Source organism: Micromonospora sp. NPDC052213 (assembly GCF_040679695.1).
In the GTDB taxonomy this organism is placed as follows: domain Bacteria; phylum Actinomycetota; class Actinomycetes; order Mycobacteriales; family Micromonosporaceae; genus Micromonospora.
Map to the genome: position 1 here is coordinate 56170 of NZ_JBFAVI010000014.1, position 18673 is coordinate 74842.

Annotated in this window: 18 protein-coding genes; 7 read left to right on the forward strand and 11 right to left on the reverse strand. The window is 74.4% G+C overall.

From position 1 onward, the window contains the following. Positions 1-82: 82 nt before the first annotated feature. The gene (locus tag AB0L34_RS06175; protein WP_363702343.1) at positions 83-1276 is read left to right on the forward strand and encodes a hypothetical protein; all 1194 of its coding nucleotides are present in this window, start codon (positions 83-85) and stop codon (positions 1274-1276) included. Between the two features lie 140 nt (positions 1277-1416). On the opposite strand, the gene dxs is transcribed toward AB0L34_RS06175, so the two are convergent. The 4 genes from dxs to AB0L34_RS06195 form a co-directional block, all read right to left on the reverse strand. Beyond that, entirely contained in the window at positions 1417-3366 is a 1950-nt protein-coding gene (gene dxs, locus AB0L34_RS06180; RefSeq protein WP_357453950.1) for a 1-deoxy-D-xylulose-5-phosphate synthase, read from the reverse strand. A gap of 146 nt (positions 3367-3512) precedes the next feature. Further along, positions 3513-4679, reverse strand: coding sequence for an anhydro-N-acetylmuramic acid kinase (locus AB0L34_RS06185; protein WP_363702344.1), 1167 nt, complete (start codon positions 4677-4679; stop codon positions 3513-3515). 21 nt (positions 4680-4700) lie between these two features. Next, entirely contained in the window at positions 4701-5942 is a 1242-nt protein-coding gene (locus tag AB0L34_RS06190) for a TRAM domain-containing protein (protein ID WP_363702345.1), read from the reverse strand. After that, complete coding sequence (locus AB0L34_RS06195; protein ID WP_350710999.1) at positions 5939-8014, reverse strand: APC family permease; 2076 nt, start codon at positions 8012-8014, stop codon at positions 5939-5941. Before AB0L34_RS06195 ends, AB0L34_RS06190 begins: the two co-directional genes overlap by 4 nt. A 164-nt stretch (positions 8015-8178) precedes the next feature. Here AB0L34_RS06195 and AB0L34_RS06200 point away from each other — a divergent pair, with 164 nt between their 5' ends. Next, positions 8179-8844, forward strand: coding sequence for a TrkA family potassium uptake protein (locus tag AB0L34_RS06200; protein WP_350710997.1), 666 nt, complete (start codon positions 8179-8181; stop codon positions 8842-8844). Positions 8845-8847: 3 nt separating this feature from the next. Further along, complete coding sequence (locus tag AB0L34_RS06205; RefSeq protein WP_350681297.1) at positions 8848-9537, forward strand: TrkA family potassium uptake protein; 690 nt, start codon at positions 8848-8850, stop codon at positions 9535-9537. A 137-nt stretch (positions 9538-9674) separates the two neighbouring features. Here AB0L34_RS06205 and AB0L34_RS06210 read toward each other — a convergent pair whose 3' ends face one another. The 4 genes from AB0L34_RS06210 to dut all read right to left on the reverse strand — a co-directional run bounded on the left by AB0L34_RS06210 (position 9675) and on the right by dut (position 12187). After that, the gene (locus tag AB0L34_RS06210; RefSeq protein WP_363702346.1) at positions 9675-10397 is read right to left on the reverse strand and encodes a DUF3159 domain-containing protein; all 723 of its coding nucleotides are present in this window, start codon (positions 10395-10397) and stop codon (positions 9675-9677) included. Positions 10398-10428: 31 nt separating this feature from the next. After that, complete coding sequence (locus tag AB0L34_RS06215; protein WP_350710993.1) at positions 10429-10809, reverse strand: OB-fold nucleic acid binding domain-containing protein; 381 nt, start codon at positions 10807-10809, stop codon at positions 10429-10431. Positions 10810-10935: 126 nt separating this feature from the next. Further along, complete coding sequence (locus tag AB0L34_RS06220; RefSeq protein WP_350710991.1) at positions 10936-11610, reverse strand: DUF3710 domain-containing protein; 675 nt, start codon at positions 11608-11610, stop codon at positions 10936-10938. A gap of 25 nt (positions 11611-11635) precedes the next feature. Then, on the reverse strand, positions 11636-12187 hold the full coding sequence (dut, locus tag AB0L34_RS06225; protein WP_363702347.1) for a dUTP diphosphatase: 552 nt from the start codon (positions 12185-12187) through the stop codon (positions 11636-11638). Between the two features lie 90 nt (positions 12188-12277). Between dut and AB0L34_RS06230 the strand changes: the two genes are divergently transcribed. Continuing rightward, positions 12278-12778, forward strand: coding sequence for a DUF3093 domain-containing protein (locus AB0L34_RS06230; RefSeq protein WP_363702361.1), 501 nt, complete (start codon positions 12278-12280; stop codon positions 12776-12778). A 102-nt stretch (positions 12779-12880) separates the two neighbouring features. Here the strand turns inward: AB0L34_RS06230 and AB0L34_RS06235 are convergent, their stop codons facing one another. Together AB0L34_RS06235 and AB0L34_RS06240 are read right to left on the reverse strand one after the other, a co-directional pair. Continuing rightward, the gene (locus tag AB0L34_RS06235; RefSeq protein ID WP_363702349.1) at positions 12881-13783 is read right to left on the reverse strand and encodes a hypothetical protein; all 903 of its coding nucleotides are present in this window, start codon (positions 13781-13783) and stop codon (positions 12881-12883) included. 137 nt (positions 13784-13920) lie between these two features. Further along, on the reverse strand, positions 13921-14217 hold the full coding sequence (locus tag AB0L34_RS06240; RefSeq protein WP_007075406.1) for a DUF4193 domain-containing protein: 297 nt from the start codon (positions 14215-14217) through the stop codon (positions 13921-13923). Between the two features lie 433 nt (positions 14218-14650). Between AB0L34_RS06240 and AB0L34_RS06245 the strand changes: the two genes are divergently transcribed. Beyond that, entirely contained in the window at positions 14651-15166 is a 516-nt protein-coding gene (locus AB0L34_RS06245; protein WP_363702363.1) for a LytR C-terminal domain-containing protein, read from the forward strand. Between the two features lie 242 nt (positions 15167-15408). On the opposite strand, the gene AB0L34_RS06250 is transcribed toward AB0L34_RS06245, so the two are convergent. Beyond that, positions 15409-16224, reverse strand: a complete 816-nt coding sequence (locus tag AB0L34_RS06250; protein WP_357454274.1) for an inositol monophosphatase family protein — start codon at positions 16222-16224, stop codon at positions 15409-15411. Positions 16225-16513: 289 nt separating this feature from the next. Here AB0L34_RS06250 and AB0L34_RS06255 point away from each other — a divergent pair, with 289 nt between their 5' ends. Next, a complete protein-coding gene (locus tag AB0L34_RS06255) occupies positions 16514-18127 on the forward strand; it encodes an RNA polymerase sigma factor (protein WP_363702351.1) in 1614 nt (537 codons plus the stop codon). A 244-nt stretch (positions 18128-18371) separates the two neighbouring features. Continuing rightward, complete coding sequence (locus AB0L34_RS06260; protein ID WP_036374862.1) at positions 18372-18605, forward strand: hypothetical protein; 234 nt, start codon at positions 18372-18374, stop codon at positions 18603-18605. Positions 18606-18673: the final 68 nt, after the last annotated feature.

The following is an 18673-nucleotide window of genomic DNA, read 5'->3' on the forward strand; positions in this document are numbered from 1 at the left end:
GGCGCCGCGTCCGGGTGATCGGACATCTCGTACTATGGCGCTTTCCGTAGACCACGGCTGAGGCGATCGAGGGGGCGTACAGGTGGCTCCAGTCCGCCGGCGCGGCATCACGGCCACCGCACTGCTGACTCTGCTGCTCACCGCGACAGCCTGCGGTCCGGTCGCCGACCGGCAGCCGGGCGACCTGCGGGTCGGGTACGACAGCCTCGACGGCGACCTGGCGGTGTGGCCGCCGCGCGGCGCGCTCGCGGGCGACGCCACCGTGACCGCGGCGGTGACCGGGGCGGTCCGCGACTGGCGGTCGCCGGCCGAGGACCGGGTGCACCTGCCCACCTCCGGGATCCTCTGGTCCGGCGAGGTGGACGGCGCGCCGCTGGTGCTGGTGGCCGCCGACGTGCCCGGCGAGAGCGCGTCCTGGCTGCTCCAGGTCACCGCCGACGGCGGCCGGTACGCGGTCACCCGCGCCGCCGAGTACACCGACCCCGGCTACCTCGTCTACTCCGACGTGCTGCCCGTGCACACCGTCGCCGGCCGGCGCTACCTGACGTCGAGCCGGGTCGAGCGGCTGCTCGGGCCGGACGGCCGCGCGCTGCGCAACGTCGACGGCCTCACCGAGCCGGTGGACGTGCCGGCCTGCCGGGCCGTCGGGGTGACCGCCACGCTGAAGGCGACCGAGTCGCTGCCCCGGGGCCGCTCCGCCGACCGGCTGCTCGACCTGGGCACCGGCACCACCGACCCGCGCTATCCGCTCGTGCGGGACGAGAGCGGCTCCGGCAAGCGGGCCCTCAAGGGCCTCGACACCTGCGTGCTCGCCGGCGAGGAGGGGCCGTTCGGCAGCATCCCCCGCCGCATCGGCGACCGGGACGCCCCGCGCTCCACGCCGTCGTCCTGGCCGATGTCCAAGCTGGCGGTCCGCACCCTGGGCGAGGTCGCCCTCGGCGGCGGCGAGCCGGCGGAGCTGGAGCAGCTCAGCTGGGAGACCGCGGACGGGACGATGACCGCCGTGGTCTACCGCCCGTCCGACGGGGGCCCGCCGGTGCTCTCCCCCGCCGACCGGTCCAGCCCCCTGCAGGCGTACGCGCTGCCGGTGCCGGGGCAGCCGCTGGCGGTGCTGAGCTGGCGGTCCACCCGGGACAGTTCGCTGTCGACGCCGCCGGAGACCCCGCGCCTGGTGGACCGGCCCGGCCTGGTCGTCGTGCCGATGCCGGCCCGATCGGAGACGTTCAGCCTGGCCAGCGCCGAGAAGACACACTACCGCTCCCTCGGCGGGCGCTGACCCACCCTGCCCCACCTGTCCGGGCACAACGGGCCATTGACGGCGCTCGGGAGGCTGGCGGGCGGGGTGTGCTGGTGCGTGGGGTGACGCGACGGCGGCGGGTGGCCCGGAAGGGCCGCCCGCCGCCTGCGTTCGGTGCGTCAGTTCTGCGCGGTCGCGTCGTCAGCGGTGATGACCGGCTCGACCGGCTCGACGTCCAGCCGGGAGATCCAGCCGGTGACGTCGCGGGCCACGTCCTGGGCGGTCAGGCCGAGGTCGGCGAGGATCTGCGCGCGGGTGCCGTGCGGGTGCCAGTCCGCCGGCACGCCGAGGTCGCGCAGCGGCACCCGGATGTCGGCGTCCCGCATCGCCTGGGCGAGGGCGTCGCCGACGCCGCCGACCCGCACGCCGTCCTCGACGGTGACCACGAGGCGGTGCCCGGCGGCCAGCTCGACCAGCTCGGCCGGGACCGGCCGGACCCAGCGCGGGTCGACCACGGTGACGCCGTAGCCCTGCTCGGCGACGCGGGCGGCCACCTCCATGCCGAGGTGCCCGAAGGAGCCGACCGCGACCAGCAGCACGTCCGTACGCGCCGACTCGGCCAGCACGTCGACGGTGCCGACCCGGCGCACCGCCGGCAGGTCGGCGGCGACGGTGCCGGTCGGGAACCGGACGATGGTGGGGCCGTCGTCGACGGCCACCGCCTCGCGCAGCTCCTCGCGCAGGGTGGCGGCGTCGCGGGGCGCGGCGATCCGCAGGCCCGGCACGACCCCGAAGACGGACATGTCCCACATGCCGTAGTGGCTCGGCCCGTCGGGGCCGGTGATCCCGGCCCGGTCCAGCACGAAGGTCACCGGCAGCTTGTGCATCGCCACGTCCAGCAGGACCTGGTCGAAGGCGCGGTTGAGGAAGGTCGCGTAGACCGCCACCACCGGGTGCAGCCCGCCGAGCGCCAGGCCGGCGGCCGAGGTGGCCGCGTGCTGCTCGGCGATGCCCACGTCGTACACCCGGTTCGGGTGCTTGCGGGCCAGCTTGGCGATGCCGGTCGGCTCGGCCATCGCGGCCGTGATGCCCACCACGTCGGGCCGCTCGTCGGCGATCGCGACCAGCTCGTCGGCGAAGACGTGGGTCCACTTCACCGAGGGCCCGGCGAGCGACTTGCCGGTCTCGGCGTCGAAAGCACCCGGGCCGTGCAGGCAGTCCGCCTCGTCCTCCTCGGCCGGGCGGTAGCCGTAGCCCTTGCGGGTGACGGCGTGCACGATCACCGGGCCGCCGAAGTGCTTCGCCGCGCGCAGCGCCGACTCGACCGCCACCACGTCGTGGCCGTCGACCGGGCCGACGTACTTGATGCCGAGGTCCTCGAACATCGCCTGCGGGGCGACCGCGTCCTTGATGCCCTTCTTGACCGCGTGCAGCACCTCGTACATCGGCTTGCCGACCAGCGGCGTCGAACCGAGCGCGTCCTTGACGGTGTCGAGGACCTTCTCGTAGCCGGGGTTGAGCCGCAGCGAGGAGAGGTGGTCGGCGAGCCCGCCGATGGTCGGCGCGTACGACCGGCCGTTGTCGTTGACCACGATGACGAGCGGGTTGCCGGCGGTCGCGATGTTGTTCAGCGCCTCCCAGCACATGCCGCCGGTGAGCGCGCCGTCGCCGACCACCGCGACGACGCTGCGCTGCTCGCCCCGCAGGGCGTACGCCTTGGCCAGCCCGTCGGCGTAGGACAGGGCGGTGGAGGCGTGCGAGTTCTCGACCAGGTCGTGCTCGCTCTCGGCCTGGCTCGGGTAGCCGGAGAGGCCGCCGCGCTGGCGCAGCTTGTCGAAGCCGACCTGCCGCCCGGTGAGGATCTTGTGCACGTACGCCTGGTGGCCGGTGTCGAACAGGAGCCGGTCGCGCGGCGAGTCGAAGACGCGGTGCATGGCCAGCGTCAGCTCGACCACGCCCAGGTTGGGGCCGACGTGCCCGCCGGTGCGGGAGACCTTGGCGATCAGGAAGTCACGGATCTCGGCGGCGAGGATGTCCAGCTCCTCGGCGGACATCCGCTTGACGTCCTGCGGACCCCGGACGGTGGCCAGCAGCCCGGCGTGGTGGACCGTGCCCTCTTCAACACTCATGACGGAAGAGTCTATCGGCCGCCGCACAGTCCGCAGCCTGGCCGGGATCATCGCCGCCCGGTCGGGGTGCTGAGCGCCCGGTCAGCCGCGGATCCGCCCGGCCCGCTCCGCCCGGCCGGGCGGAGCCCCCGGTCCGCCCGCCGTCGTCAGGGGCGGATCCGCAGCCGGCGGGGCGCGGCGGCCGGCGTGTGCCGGCCCGCCGGCCCGGACGGGGTCCAGGAGCCGAGCACGGCTGCCCGGGTGGCGCCGGTCACCGAGGGCAGCGCGCCGGGCAGCCCGTGCCAGGAGAGCCAGCCCAGCAGCGCGAAGGCGTACGCCTCCTTGGCCTGCGCCGGGACGCCCAGTTCGTCGGTGGTGCGCAGCCGCCACCGCCCGGCCCCGAGCGCGGCCAGCCGCGCCATCAGGGTGGGGTTGCGCACCCCGCCGCCGGCCGCCACCACCTCCGCGACGCCGTGCCGGTCGCACTCGGCGGCCACCACCCGGGCGGTCAGCTCGGTCAGGGTGGCCAGCACGTCGTCGGCGGGCACCGGCTCGCCGAGGGCGGCCAGCCGCGCGTCCAGGTAGCCGGCGTGGAACAGCTCCTTGCCGGTCGACTTGGGCGGCGGCGCCGCGTAGTACGGCTCGGCGAGCAGCGCGTCGAGCAGGCCGGGGTGCACCCGGCCGGCCGCCGCCCGGGCGCCGTCGAGGTCGCAGGGCCGGCCCAGGAGGCGCCGGGCCGCCGCGTCGAGCAGCGCGTTGGCGGGCCCGACGTCGTACCCGAGCACCGGCGCGCCCGGCGCGACCACGGTGAGGTTGGCGATGCCGCCCAGGTTGAGCGCGGCGCGCGGGGCCGCGCCGTCGGCAGGGTCGAGCAGCAGCGCGTCGAACGCCGGGACCAGCGGCGCGCCCTGCCCGCCGGCCGCGACGTCCGCCGAACGCAGGTCACTCAGCACGGGTACGCCGACCCGGGCGGCCACCCGCGCCACCGTGCCCAGTTGCAGGGTGCCCCGGGCCCGCCCGCCGTCGACCCAGTGGAAGACCGTCTGCCCGGGCGAGACCACGGCGTCGACCCCGCCCCCGGCCAGCCCGACGCCGACCGCCGCCGCCTCGGCGAAGACCTCGCCGAGGCGGTTGTCCAGCCGGCAGACCGCCTCGATCGTGGTGGCCTGCGGCGGCAGCAGCGCCCCGATCTCGGCGCGCAGCGCGTCGTCGTAGTCGAGGCCCCGGTGCCCGAGCGGGCGCAGCCAGAGCGTGTCGCCCTCGACGGTGAACTCGGCGGCGGCCACGTCCACCCCGTCGTACGAGGTACCCGACATCAACCCGACGATCTTCATCGGGTCAGGCTAGCGGGCGGCTCAGCCGGGCGGCAGGAGCAGACCCACCAGCTCGACGTGCTGGGTCATCGGGAACAGGTCGAAGCCGCGCAGCGCGGCCAGCCGCCACCCCGCCCCGGCGAAGGTGCGCACGTCCCGGGCGAAGGCGGCCGGGTCGCAGGCCACGTACGCGACCGCGCGCGGACCCGCGGCGACGACGTCCCGCACCACCCGGGCGCCGGTGCCGGAACGCGGCGGGTCCAGCACCACCACGTCGACCGGGCCGGTGACCCGGCGGCGGGCGAGCGCGGCCTCCACCCGAGCCGGGACGATCTCGACCCGGGGCAGGTCGCGCAGGTTCTCCCTCGCCGCGGCGACGCCCTGCTCGGCCGACTCCACGAGGGTGACCCGGCCGGCGTCGCCGACCCGGCCGGCCAGCGCGGCGGCGAAGAGCCCCGCCCCGCCGTAGAGGTCCCAGGCGCTCTCCCCCGGGCGCGGGTCGGCCAGCTCCAGCACGGCGTCGACCAGGGTGTCGGCGGCGGCCGGGTGGACCTGCCAGAACGACGACGCGGGCAGGACCCACTCCCGGCCGGCGGCGACCTCGCGGACCCGCTCCGGCCCGCGCACCGGGCGCGGCGCCCCCTCGGCGACGGCGGTCACCGCCACGTCCCCGCCGGTGGAGGCCACCGTCTCGACCCCGTCCGCCGCCGGCCAGCGCGCTCCGCTCGGGGCCAGCACGGGCAGCTCCTGGATCGCCGGGTGGGCGATCAGGCAGCGGTCGATCGGCACCACCTCGTGCGAGCGGTGCTTGAGCAGCCCGGCCCGGCCCGCGGCGTCGACGGCGTACCGGACGCGGGAGCGCCAGCCGAGCGGCCCGCCGGGCAGCGCCTCCACCCGGACGCCCAGGGCGTCCACCTCCGCGTCGGTCAGCCCGCCCAGGCGGGTGAGCTGCTCGCGCACCACCGCGGCCTTCCAGCCGAGCTGGGCGGCCGGGGCGACGTGCTGCAGGTCGCAGCCGCCGCACCGACCCGGCTTCGCGTACGGGCAGGGCGGCTCGACCCGGTCCGGGGCGGCCTCGAGCACGGTCACCGCGTCGGCCCGGACGAACCCCTTGTGCACCTCGGTGACCTCGGCGACCACCCGCTCGCCGGGCAGCGCGTGCCGGACGAAGACCACCTGTCCGTCCACCCGCGCGACGCAGTGCCCGCCCGGGGCGACCGCCCCGACGGTCAACTCGACCCGCTCGGCCTCCTCCAGCCCCCGGCCGTCCCGCGCCCCGGTCACCGCTCACCCCCACCGCTCGGGCCGCCCTCGCCGGGCGGCGCGGACACGACCGGCGGGACGCTCGGCGGCAGGGTGCCGCGTGGCGCCACCCGGGGCCCGCGGGCCGGTCCCCGGCTCAGCGTGGCGTCCAGCCGGTCCAGGTCCTTGCTCGCCGTCGAGGCGAGCTGCCACGGCACGCTGGTCACCATCACGCCCGGCTCGAACAGCAGCCGGCCCTTGAGGCGCAGTGCGCTCTGGTTGTGCAGCAGGTTCTCCCACCAGCGCCCGACCACGTACTCCGGGATGAAGACCGTGACCACGTCGCGGGGCGACTCGCGGCGGACGCCGGCCACGAAGTCCAGGATCGGGCGGGTGATCTCCCGGTACGGCGAGTCGACCACGGTCAGCGGGACGGGCAGGTCCCGCCGCTCCCACTCCGCCTGCAGTTCCCGGGTGTCCTTGTCGTCGACGTTGACGGTCACCGCGGTCAGCGTGTCCGGCCGGGTGGCCCGGGCGTACGCGATCGCCCGCAGCGTCGGCTTGTGCAGCTTGCTGACCAGCACGACGGCGTGGTTGCGGGCGGGCAGCACGGCGCGGCCCTCGTCCGGCGGGGTCAGCTCCGTGGCGACCCGGTCGTAGTGCCGGCGGATGGCCAGCATCAGCACGTAGATCATCGCCATGGCGGCGATGGCGATCCACGCGCCGAGCAGGAACTTCGTGACCAGCACGATGACCAGCACGGTGCCGGTCATCGCCATGCCGAAGGCGTTGATCGCCCGGGACCGGAGCATCCGCCGGCGCGCCTGCGGGTCCCGCACGGTCCGCAGGTGCCGGTTCCAGTGCCGGATCATGCCGGCCTGGGAGAGGGTGAAGGAGACGAACACGCCGACGATGTAGAGCTGGATGAGCCGGGTCACCTCGGCCTGGAAGCCGACGATCAGCACGATCGCGGCGACGGCCAGGAAGAGGATGCCGTTGGAGAAGGCCAGCCGGTCGCCGCGGGTGTGCAGCTGCCGGGGCAGGTAGCGGTCCTGGGCGAGGATCGAGCCGAGCACCGGGAAGCCGTTGAACGCGGTGTTCGCGGCCAGGAAGAGGATCAGCGCGGTGACCCCGGCGACCACGAAGAGCAGCACCGAGCCGGAGCCGAAGACCGTCTCCCCGAGCTGGGCGGTGACGGTCTTCTGCACGTACCCCTCGGGGCCGGAGACGATCTGCAGCTCCGGGTCCTCGACGAACTGCAGGCCGGTGAGCTTGGACAGCCAGATGATGCCGACCAGCATCGCCACCGAGATGGTGCCGAGCAGCAGCAGCGTGGTGGCCGCGTTGCGGCTCTTGGGCGCCTTGAACGCCGGCACCCCGTTGGAGATCGCCTCCACGCCGGTCAGCGCCGCGCAGCCCGAGGAGAAGGTGCGCAGCAGCAGGAAGACCAGGGCGAAGCCGGTGACGCTGTGCTCGGCCTGGATCTCCAGGCCGGCGCTGGGCGCCCGCAGGTCGTCACCGAGCACGAAGACCCGGACCAGCCCGGTGAGCAGCATCCCGACCATCACGATGATGAAGCCGTAGGTGGGGATCGCGAAGGCCGTGCCGGACTCCCGCAGGCCGCGCAGGTTGACCGCGGTGAGCAGCACCACCGCGGTGACCGCGATCAGCACCTTGTGGGTGGCCACGAACGGCACCACCGAGCCCAGGTTGGCCACCCCGGAGGAGACCGAGACGGCGACCGTGAGCACGTAGTCGACCAGCAGCGCGCTGGCCACCGCGACGCCCGCTCGGGGGCCGAGGTTCACCGTGGCCACCTCGTAGTCGCCGCCGCCGGAGGGGTAGGCGTGCACGTTCTGCCGGTAGCTGGCGACGACGGTGAGCATCACCACCACGACGGCCAGGGCGATCCACGGCGAGAAGAGGTACGCCGAGGCGCCGGCGATGGAGAGGGTCAGCAGGATCTCGTCCGGCGCGTACGCGACGCTGGAGAGCGCGTCGGACGCGAAGACGGGCAGCGCGATGCGCTTGGGCAGCAGCGTGTGCTTGAGCCGGTCGGACCGGAACGGTCGACCGAGGAGCAACCGCTTCAGCAGCGAGGTGGGTCTGGCCACAACCGCCAAGAGTACGACGACCCGGGCGGGCGGCGCGGGGTGGCCGAGCACGGGGCGGTGAACCGGCGGAGTACCGTCGGTCCCCGCCCCCGCCGGGAACGTGGCAGGCTCGCAGACGACACGCTCACCCGGTCGGGCGGTTGCGCACCTTGAGGAGGGACGCGGTGCATGTCGTGATCATGGGTTGTGGCCGGGTCGGCTCGACCCTCGCCCACAGCCTGGAGTCCCGGGGCCACTCGGTCGCGGTCATCGACCAGGACTCCGACGCCTTCCGCCGGCTCGGCCCCGAGTTCGCCGGGATCACCGTCACCGGCGCCGGTTTCGACGGCGAGGTGCTCCGGCAGGCCGGCATCGAGCGCGCGGACGCCTTCGCGGCGGTCTCCAGCGGCGACAACTCCAACATCATCTCGGCCCGGCTGGCCCGCGAGACGTTCGGCGTCTCCCGGGTCGCGGCCCGGATCTACGACCAGCGCCGGGCGCAGGTCTACGAGCGGCTCGGCATCCCCACCGTGGCCACGGTCCGGTGGACCGCCGACCGGATGCTGCGGCACCTGGTGCCCGAGGGGAACGTGGAGATCTTCCGCGACCCGACGAGCACGGTGTCGATCGTCGAGGTGCCCGTGCACAAGGACTGGATCGGCCGGTCGGTGCTCGCCCTGGAGGAGGCGACGGGGGCCCGGGTGGCGTACCTGATCCGCTTCGGCATCGGCACGCTGCCGACCGTGTCCACCGTCGTCCAGGAGGGTGACCAGCTCTTCATGCTGGTCACCGACGACATCGCCGGGACGGTCACGTCGGTGGCGGCGGCGCCGCCGGAAGGAGGGCTCTGAGCCATGCGCATCGCCATCGCCGGCGCCGGCAACGTGGGCCGCTCGATCGCCCAGGAGCTGATCGACAACGGCCACCAGGTGATGTTGATCGAGCGCCAGCCCAAGATGCTCCGGCCCGACCGGGTGCCCGCCGCCGAGTGGGTGCTGGCCGACGCGTGCGAGCTGACCAGCCTGGAGGAGGCCAACGTCGCCGGCTGCGACGTGGTGGTCGCGGCCACCGGGGACGACAAGGTCAACCTGGTGGTCTCGCTGCTGGCCAAGACCGAGTTCGCGGTGCCCCGGGTGGTGGCCCGGGTGAACCGGGCCGAGAACGAGTGGCTCTTCACCGAGCAGTGGGGCGTCGACGTCGCGGTGAGCAAGCCGCGGGTGATGGCCGCCCTGGTCGAGGAGGCGGTCACCGTCGGCGACCTGGTCCGGCTGATGACCTTCCGGCAGGGCGAGGCGAACCTCGTCGAGATCACCCTGCCGCCGACCGCGCCGTACGTCGGGCAGCCGCTGCACGCGGTGCCGCTGCCGCGCGACTCCGCGCTGGTGGCGATCCTGCGCGGCAAGCGGGTGCTGGTGCCCAGCCCGGACGACCCGCTGGAGGCCGGCGACGAGCTGATCTTCGTCTGCACCGCCGAGGTCGAGGACGCGGTCCGCGCGGTGGTGCTCGGGCCGGACAGCGTGGAGCGGACCCGCGAGCAGCGCTGACGGCGCGGCGGCGAGCACCCGCTCGCGGGGCTCCTCCACCCGGGCCACCGTGCCGCGCCCGGCCGTCGCCCGCCGCACTCGGCCGCCGCGCCGCCGTGCCGCCTGGCGGGGGTGCGGGTGCGGACCGAGCGCGCCCGTCAGCCGGGCAGCGGGGCGGGCCGGGGCTCCCGGGTCACCCGGCGGACCGTCCAGACCGTGATGAGCAGCAGCAACGCGTACGGCGGGTAGCCGAGCGCCAGCCGGGCGACGCCGAGCGCCGTCTCCATGTTGGCCGCGGCGGCCTCGTTGCCGGCGTCGTCGAAGTGGCGGGCGGCGAGGTAGAGCGCCGCCTGCACGCCGACCTTGGCCAGCCAGACGACGCCCCAGAGCACGGTCAGCCCGGTGAACGTCCGCACCAGGCGCGGGTCGTCGCGCCACTCGGAGCGCCCCTTGGCCACCAGCACCGACCAGATCCACCCCACCAGGGGCTGCCGGACGGCCGCCGAGACCAGCAGGGCCAGCCCGTAGCCGATGCCGTAGAGGATGCCGGGGAGGTAGAAGTCGCGTTCGTCGCCGGTGCGCCAGGCGATCGCGGCGCCGATGGCGACGCCGAACAAGCCGTTGACCGCGTGCCGGACGGGCCGCCGCTGGGCCAGCCGGAGCCCGGCGATCACCAGCGCCACCGCCACCGAGGCGATCACGGCGGGCCGCAGCTCACCGACGACGTTGGCCACCACGAAGACGACCACCGGGATGCTGGACTCGACCAGGCCCCGCCAGCCGCCGAGTTGGTCGGCCATCTGCTCGGCGAGGGTCGGCAGCTGCTCCTCGTCCTCCGGACCGCTCTCCGGCTGCGCCGCCCGGTGCTGTCCCGTCGTCATCGCACGCCTTCCGTCCGCCGCGGCCACCGGGTCACTTCGGCGGTTCCAGCTCGTAGTACGGGTTGTAGATCACCTTGCGGTCGTCACGCACCGCCACCCGCCCACGGGCGGTCAGGTGCCGGCCCGGCTCGATGCCGGCGATGTGCCGCCGGCCCAGCCACACCAGGGTCACCACGTCGCTGCCGTCGTAGAGGTCCGCCTCCAGCGTGGGCAGGTTGGTCCGCGGGGTGTAGACCACCGTGCGGAGCCGGCCGGCGACCGACACCACCTGGCCACGCAGGCACTCCCCGACCGGCACACCGCCGTGCTCGGCGCACTCCCGGCGCAGCTCCTGCGCCTCGATCTCCGCCTCGCTCGCGGTGAGCCGTCGCAGCATGCGGCGCAGCGAGCCCCGGTCCTCGTCGGTCGACATGACCTCCGCGTCACCCTCTCCACGCTGGCCGGCGCTGCCGGCACGGGCCCGGCACCCGGCGACGCCGGGACCGTGCCGCCAGCGTACGCCGACGGGCCCGGTCCTGGCGGCGCCGGTGACGGGCGGTCAGGCCTCGCGCGGCCCCGGAGCGGGGTTGCCGCCGGCCGGCGCCCCGGCACCGGCCTGGTCGGCGACGTCGCGGGGCAGCCGCAGCGGCAGCGGCTCGCGCACCGGCTTCGCCTCCTGCCCCCGGTCGACCACCAGGCCGTCGAGGCACTCGGCGAGCGGGCCGGCGGCGGCCGGGTTGGTCGCCGCCTCGCCCTGGTAGACGCCGCGGACCATCCAGCGCGGCCCGTCGATGCCGACGAACCGCAGGTCGGTGATCCCGTCCTGGGTGCGCACCCGGGCGTGCAGCTCGGTGCCGTACTCGCCCTCGACCTCCTGGGCCGCCGCGCCGTCGTTGAACAGCGACTGGCGGATCTCCTCGCGCACCTCGTCCCAGATGCCCTCGGAGCGCGGCGCGGCGAAGACGCCGAGCTGGAGCGCGTTCTGGCCGTGCACCAGCACGACCTGCTGGATCACGCCCTCCGGGTCCGCCTGCACCCGCACCTCGACGTCGCGCACCGCGGGGATCTGCAGGCTGCCCAGGTCGAGCCGCTGCACCCCGGCGGGCGCCTCCGAGACGTCGTACGGGCCGCGTGCCAGGGCCGCCGGGGCCGACTCGGTGGAGTCGAGGACCTCGGTCGTCCGCTCGTCACGGGCGTTCCGTCGGGCATCGTCCCGCTTACGGGAGAAGATCACTGCGCCAACCCTCCGCTGTTCGCACTCACCCTGCCACCTCTTCCGTCCGTCCGCCTGCCCGGTCCCGCTCGTCCGGCCGCCCGGCCGGCCCGCCCGGCGCCCGGAGGGCCGCCGGGGACGGCACCAGGCCGGCGTGTCCGCCGGTGGAGCCGTGCCCGCCGGTCCCGCGCCGGGACGTGGGCAGCTCGGCCACCGGCTGGAAATCGGCCCGCGCCACCCGCTGGACAACGAGCTGGGCGATCCGATCGCCACGGGAGATCTTCGCCGGCGCCTCCCGATCATGATTGATCAGGTTGACCAGGATCTCACCCCGATAGCCGGCGTCGACCGTACCGGGCGCGTTGAGCACCGTCACGCCGAGTCTGGCCGCGAGCCCCGATCGGGGGTGGACCAGGCCCACGTACCCCTCGGGCAACGCGATCGCCACCCCGGTCGGGACCAGGGCCCGACCGCCGGGTGGCAGCTCGACGTCCGCGGCCGCCACCAGGTCGGCCCCGGCGTCACCGGGATGGGCGTACGCCGGCAGCGGCAGCTCCGGGTCGAGCTGCCGTACGGGCACGGGTACGACGTCGGTCACGGTTCCCCTCTTCCGTCCGGTTCGTGGGGTGACCCTGACATCCTGCCGGTTCCGCCGGCTGCCGTGCGCCGTACCCTGGCAGGAGTGAGCCTGTCGCCATCCTCGCCGTCCCCGGCGTCGCCCGCCGCGGCGCCCCCGGAACACACCGAGCGGCTCGGCCTGCCCTGGTGGCTGTGGCTGGGCGGGCTGGCCGCGGCCGCGCTGCTGGCCGTGGAGCTGTGGATGGGCGCCCCCGGCGTGCGTGCGTGGCTGCCGTTCGCGGTGCTGCTGCCGGCGACCGCCGCCGGCCTGGCCTGGCTGGGCCGCATCCGGATCGCGGTACGCGACGGCGAGCTGCGGGTGGACGACGCCCGGCTGCCCGTCCGGTTCGTCGCCGACGTCGTCCCGCTGGACGCCGCCGGCCGGCGTGAGGTGCTCGGGGTCGGGGCCGACCCGCTGGCGTTCGTGGTGCAGCGGCCGTGGGTCCCGGGCGCCGTCCAGGTGGTCCTCGACGACCCGGCCGACCCCACCCCGTTCTGGGTGGTCAGCACCCGCCACCCGGTCGAGCTGGCCGAGGCGGTCCTCGCCGCCCGCGACGCCGCTCGTTCCTGAGCCACCCGTCCCGCCGCCCGGCTGTCCCGCGCCCGTCTCCCGGCCTGGCCTTCGGCCCCCGGTCCTGGCCCTCCCACGTCCTTCCCCGGCGCTGGCAGGGCGTCAGGCGGGGCCGGGCAGGGCCGACGGGCCGCCGGGGAGGGTGGGGCTCCTGCGACGCAGGTCCCTGCGGAGCTCGTCGGCCATCGTCCGGGTGGCCCGGCGGTTGAGGTAGCTCGCCACCGCCGCCCCGGTGAGGAAGGGGCCGAGCGTGGTCAGGTTGCGGCCGAAGCGCTTGAGCAGCATGTCCCGCAGCTCCTTGCGGGCGGCGGTGCCGAGCACCGCGCCCACCCCGACGCCGGGCATCATCGGGTTGATCCCGCGCTGGCCGGCCCAGGACTGCACCAGCGAGACCGCCCGCTGGGTGCCGCCGGGCGCCAGCGGCGCCCCGTAGACCTCGTGCAGCTCGCCGATCAGCTTGAGCTCGACGGCCACCACGGCGACCGTCTCGGCGGCGAGCAGGACCGGCGCGGAGAGCAGGGTCGGGGTGACGGCCCACTCGACCGCGGCGACTCCGCCGCCGGCGGCACCGATCCCCGCCGTCGTCCGCGCGGCGTTGCGCACCAGCCGCTCGGCCAGCGCCTCGCCGTCCAGGCCGTCGAAGTGGCGACGCAGGGTGGCCAGGTCCCGCACGGGCACGTGCGGGGCGATCTCGGCGACCGTGTCGACCATCCACCGGACGGCGGTCTTCGGCTTGAACAGGTCGCCCAGCCCGCGCGCCCGCGCCTGCCCGACGAGCCGGCCGAGCAGTTGCCGCCGGCGGGCCGGTGCGACGTCGTCGGCGGTCAGGGCCGCGACGGTCGCGCCCAGCTCGTCGTCCGCGCCGGGCACGGTGTCCGAGCCGGGCAGGACGTCCGCGCCGGGCACGGCGTCGCCCCGGCTCCCGTCCGGGCCGCCGTCGCGTGCGCCCTCGACGCGGGTCCGGTCCGCGCCGCGCGTGCCGCGGGGCTCGCTCCGCTCGCTCATGGGTCCGACCTCCCGAATGGACTGTCGCCGGCGTGGCGGCACCCGTCACGAGTGAAGCAGGTCCCCCGCCGCGTCGCACGGCAACTCGGGCAGCGGCGGCCCCACGAGGGAGCCGCCGCTGGTGGAGGCGCGTCGTGTCAGACGCACTCGCGGCAGATCAGCTCGCCGTTGCGCTCGACCGCCAACTGGCTGCGGTGGTGCACGAGGAAGCAGCGGGCGCAGCGGAACTCGTCCTGCTGCATCGGAAGCACCTTGACCGTGAGTTCCTCGTCGGCCAGGTCGGCGCCGGGCAGCTCGAAGCTCTCGGCCACCTCGGCCTCGTCGACGTCCACGGCGCCCGACTGTGAGTCGACGCGTCGGGCCTTGAGCTCTTCCAGGCTGTCCTCGCCGAGGTCGACCTCGTCGCGACGCGGAGCGTCGTAGTCGGTGGCCATCGGTTTCACTCTCCCATATCGATGTTGTCGCTTCCGGTTGTAACGCCGGACGACGCTGTTTCGGTTCCGCTGGCCGGCCACCACTTGTGTCGGTCACCCGACCCGAAGACAGCACGGACGGAGACCTCCGGAGGAACCCCCAGCGAGCGCGGAACCTTACCCCCCCTTTGGGCGAGGCATGTATACCGCCCTCGTGGCTGAGATGTACGCCCCCGCACGCGAAGTTGTTCCCAATGTGACTCAGGCGACACGAAGATAGGGGTAGTAGTACCCGGTTCCCGGATGGCGCGCCGGCATGTCGGACTGTTTCCACGCGACGGCCGGACAACCGTTAACCTCAGCGGCGTACTCGACGGCCGGCGGGGCGGCCCGACCGCCGGCGGCCGCCGCCACCCACCTCTGTCCGGGGAGCGCCCTGATGAGCTTTGCGCGAGTGCGAGCACTCGTTGTCGTCGGCCTGCTGGCGGTGCTGGCCCTGGTCTTCGTTGTGGTCGCCATGGTCCGCGACACCCAGAGCGACGGCGGCCTCGCCGGCGGCTGCCCGGAGGGCTGGCCGATGGCCGACGTGACCCTGCGCGAGCCCAAGGACGTCAAGATCAACGTGCTGAACGGCACGGACCGGATCGGCCTGGCCAGCGCCATCGCCGACGACTTCCGCAACCGGAAGTTCCAGGTCAAGAAGACCGGCGACGAGAAGAAGCAGATCGACGACATCGCGGTGCTGCGCTACGGCCCGAAGGCCGTCGGCTCGGCGCACCTGCTGCGGGCGTACTTCCTCGACAACGCCGAGTACGAGTACGACGCCAAGCGCACCGACGACGTCGTCGACGTGGTGCTGGGCAGCGACTTCCAGCAGCTCGCCACCACCACCGAGGTCAACCAGTCCCTGGGCGACCTCGGCGCGCCGGTCGCCCCGGCGGGCTCCTGCCCCACACGCGAGGACGACTGACGCACGGTGCCGCGCCCCGGCCCGGCCGGGGCGCTCACCACGCCCACACGACGCGGGAGCCGTACCGGCCACGTGAGGGCCACACCCGGCCGCGTGAGGGCCGTACCCGGCACGTGGGGGCCATGCCGGCCAGCGTCGCCGCCGGAGCCGTGCCCGGGCAAGCCGGAGGCGCGAGCTTCGCAGGCGGGGATCCGACCGGCCCACGACGCGGATCGCCGGTCCCGGGCCGCCGGAGGCGTCCGTCACGGGCCGCCGGAGGCGTCCAGGTCGGCGAGGCGGTCGTGCAGGGGCTTGAACAGGGCCGACGGGGCGGCGATCACCAGGTCCGGACCGGCCGGCAGCCCGCCCAGCCCGGCCACCAGCAGCCCTGCCTCGGTGGCCACGAGGGCCCCGGCGGCCTGGTCCCAGGCGGCCAGCCCCTTCTCGTAGTAGGCGTCCACCCGCCCCTCCGCCGCCAGGCAGAGGTCCAGCGCGGCGGCGCCGAGCCGGCGGATGTCGCGGACGTGCGGGATCAGCTCGGCGACCACCCGGGCCTGGTGCGCCCGGCGCGCCGGGTCGTAGCCGAACCCCGTGGCGACCAGCGCCTGGCCGAGGTCGGTCTCGGTGGAGCAGCGCAGCCGCTCGCCGTCGCGCCAGGCGCCACCGCCGGCGGTGGCGGTCCACTCCTCGCCGGTGTTGACGTTGCGCACCACCCCGGCCACCACCTCGCCGTCGACCTCGGCGGCGAGCGAGACCGCGCAGTGCGGGATCCCGTACAGGTAGTTGACCGTGCCGTCGATCGGGTCGATGATCCAGCGCACCCCGCCGGGGCCGGTCGGGCCGGTCTCCCCCGCCCCGTACTCCTCGCCGAGCACGGCGTCACCCGGGCGCAGCCGGCGCAGCGCGTCGACCACCTGCCGCTCGACCGCCCGGTCGGCGGCGGTCACCACGTCGGTGACCGTGCTCTTGGTCGCGGCCACCGAGACGCCCTCGACCCGCATCCGGTACGCGGTCGCCGCCGCCTCGCGGGCCACCTCGATCGCGATCTCCAGCAGCTCCGCAGGCGCCGAGCGGTCCATCGTTTCGTCCCCTTCCCGCACGGCCGGGGTGTTCCGGGTCACGCGCGGTACCATCCTTACAAAGTCCACATCTGCGTCGAATCGGCGGTCCCCGCCGCCGGTCCACCGTGCGGCGACGGATGATCGCCGCAGACGGCGTTACAATTCACCCCTGCCCACGCTGCGACGGACCGCCAACGACCGGCCGGCCCGGGACACGGGGGTCCTTCAACCACATCGCCCGGCAAGGTGCACCGCTCTGCGTCGGACGACCCGGCCGTGCTCGCTCTTCGCCTCCGGAAGGTCATTCGTGACAGAACCCCGCCAGACCGGCGCCGACGTTCGCTCGCTCACCGACACCCTGATCGCCCACGCGCAGAGCGCCGGCGGCCAGCTCACGTCGGCCCAGCTCGCGCGCACCGTCGAGTCCGCCGAGGTGACTCCGGCCCAGGCCAAGAAGATCCTGCGGGCGCTCTCCGAGGCGGGAGTGACCGTGGTGGTCGACGGCTCGGCGAGCACCCGCCGCCGCGTCGCCGCCGCCCGCTCGGCCACCCCGGCGTCCCGGGCCACCACCGCCAAGACGACCAAGAAGGCCGCGGCGCCCGCCCCCAAGCAGGCGCCCGCCGCCGACGAGGCCCCCGCGTCCGCCCCGCGCAAGGTCGCCGCCCGCAAGGCCGCCGGCACCACCGCCGAGGTGGCCGCCAAGGCCGCGGCGCCCGCGAAGTCGACCCGGTCCACCCGGGCCACCAAGGCCACCGTCGCCGCGGCGGCCGGCGCCAAGCCGGCCAAGGCCGGCGGCAAGGCCAAGGGCGAGGGCGCCGAGGGCGACATCGACCCGGAGGAGTTGGCCGCCGAGATCGAGGACGTGGTGGTCGAGGAGCCGGCCGAGCTGACCCAGGCCGCCGAGACCGACGCCGCCAACTCGGCCAGCGACAACGACTTCGAGTGGGACGACGAGGAGTCGGAGGCGCTCAAGCAGGCGCGCCGCGACGCCGAGCTGACCGCCTCGGCCGACTCGGTCCGGGCCTACCTGAAGCAGATCGGCAAGGTCCCGCTGCTCAACGCCGAGCAGGAGGTGGAGCTGGCCAAGCGGATCGAGGCCGGGCTCTACGCCGCCGAGCGGCTGCGCGCGGCCGAGGAGGGCGAGGAGAAGCTCACCCGCGACATGCAGCGGGATCTGCTCTGGATCTCCCGCGACGGCGAGCGCGCCAAGAACCACCTGCTGGAGGCCAACCTCCGGCTGGTCGTCTCGCTGGCCAAGCGCTACACGGGTCGCGGCATGGCCTTCCTCGACCTCATCCAGGAGGGCAACCTCGGCCTGATCCGCGCGGTCGAGAAGTTCGACTACACCAAGGGCTACAAGTTCTCCACCTACGCCACCTGGTGGATCCGGCAGGCGATCACCCGCGCGATGGCCGACCAGGCCCGCACCATCCGCATCCCGGTGCACATGGTCGAAGTGATCAACAAGCTCGGCCGCATCCAGCGCGAGCTGCTCCAGGACCTGGGCCGCGAGCCCACCCCGGAGGAGCTGGCCAAGGAGATGGACATCACACCGGAGAAGGTGCTGGAGATCCAGCAGTACGCCCGGGAGCCCATCTCGCTGGACCAGACGATCGGCGACGAGGGCGACAGCCAGCTCGGTGACTTCATCGAGGACTCCGAGGCCGTGGTCGCGGTCGACGCGGTGTCGTTCTCGCTGCTGCAGGATCAGCTCCAGCAGGTGCTGCAGACGTTGTCCGAGCGTGAGGCGGGTGTGGTACGCCTGCGCTTCGGCCTGACCGACGGCCAGCCGCGCACGCTCGACGAGATCGGCCAGGTCTACGGCGTGACCCGGGAGCGCATCCGGCAGATCGAGTCCAAGACCATGTCCAAGCTGCGCCACCCGTCGCGTTCGCAGGTGCTGCGGGATTACCTGGACTGATCGCGATCGTCAACCGAACGTGTCGTTTTGATCACCTGACGTGCAACGTCGGAAGGTGATCGTTCGGTTGCACGATTGTGATCGTTGACGTGGCACCCTTGGTGCACGGCACACTGTCCCTGCCATGTGTGACCTCGGTCCCCCGCGGGCACACAGGGAAGGCAGCGCCGGGACAGGGTGTTGCACGATAGGTGAGCAACGACCGAAGAGATTGTTCATCGGTGACGACCAGAGGAGGAAGGCGATGACCCCGACCCTCACGCCGCCGCCCGAGACGGTGGCTCCCCCAGCCGCCGATGAACGGTGCGACCGCTGCAATGCTGCCGGCAAGCTCCGGATCACTCTGGCGGGTGGGAGCGAGCTGGTGTTCTGTGGGCACCACGCGAACAAGTACGCGGAGGATCTCGTGAAGATCACCGTGCGGTACGCGACGGACCCGGAGTTCAGCTGGCGTGGCGCCGATCTGATGGCGAACTGAATCCGCAAACCCACGACATAGCCGGCCGGAGGCCCCCCACGGGGAGCCGCCCGCCGGCGTTTTAGGAG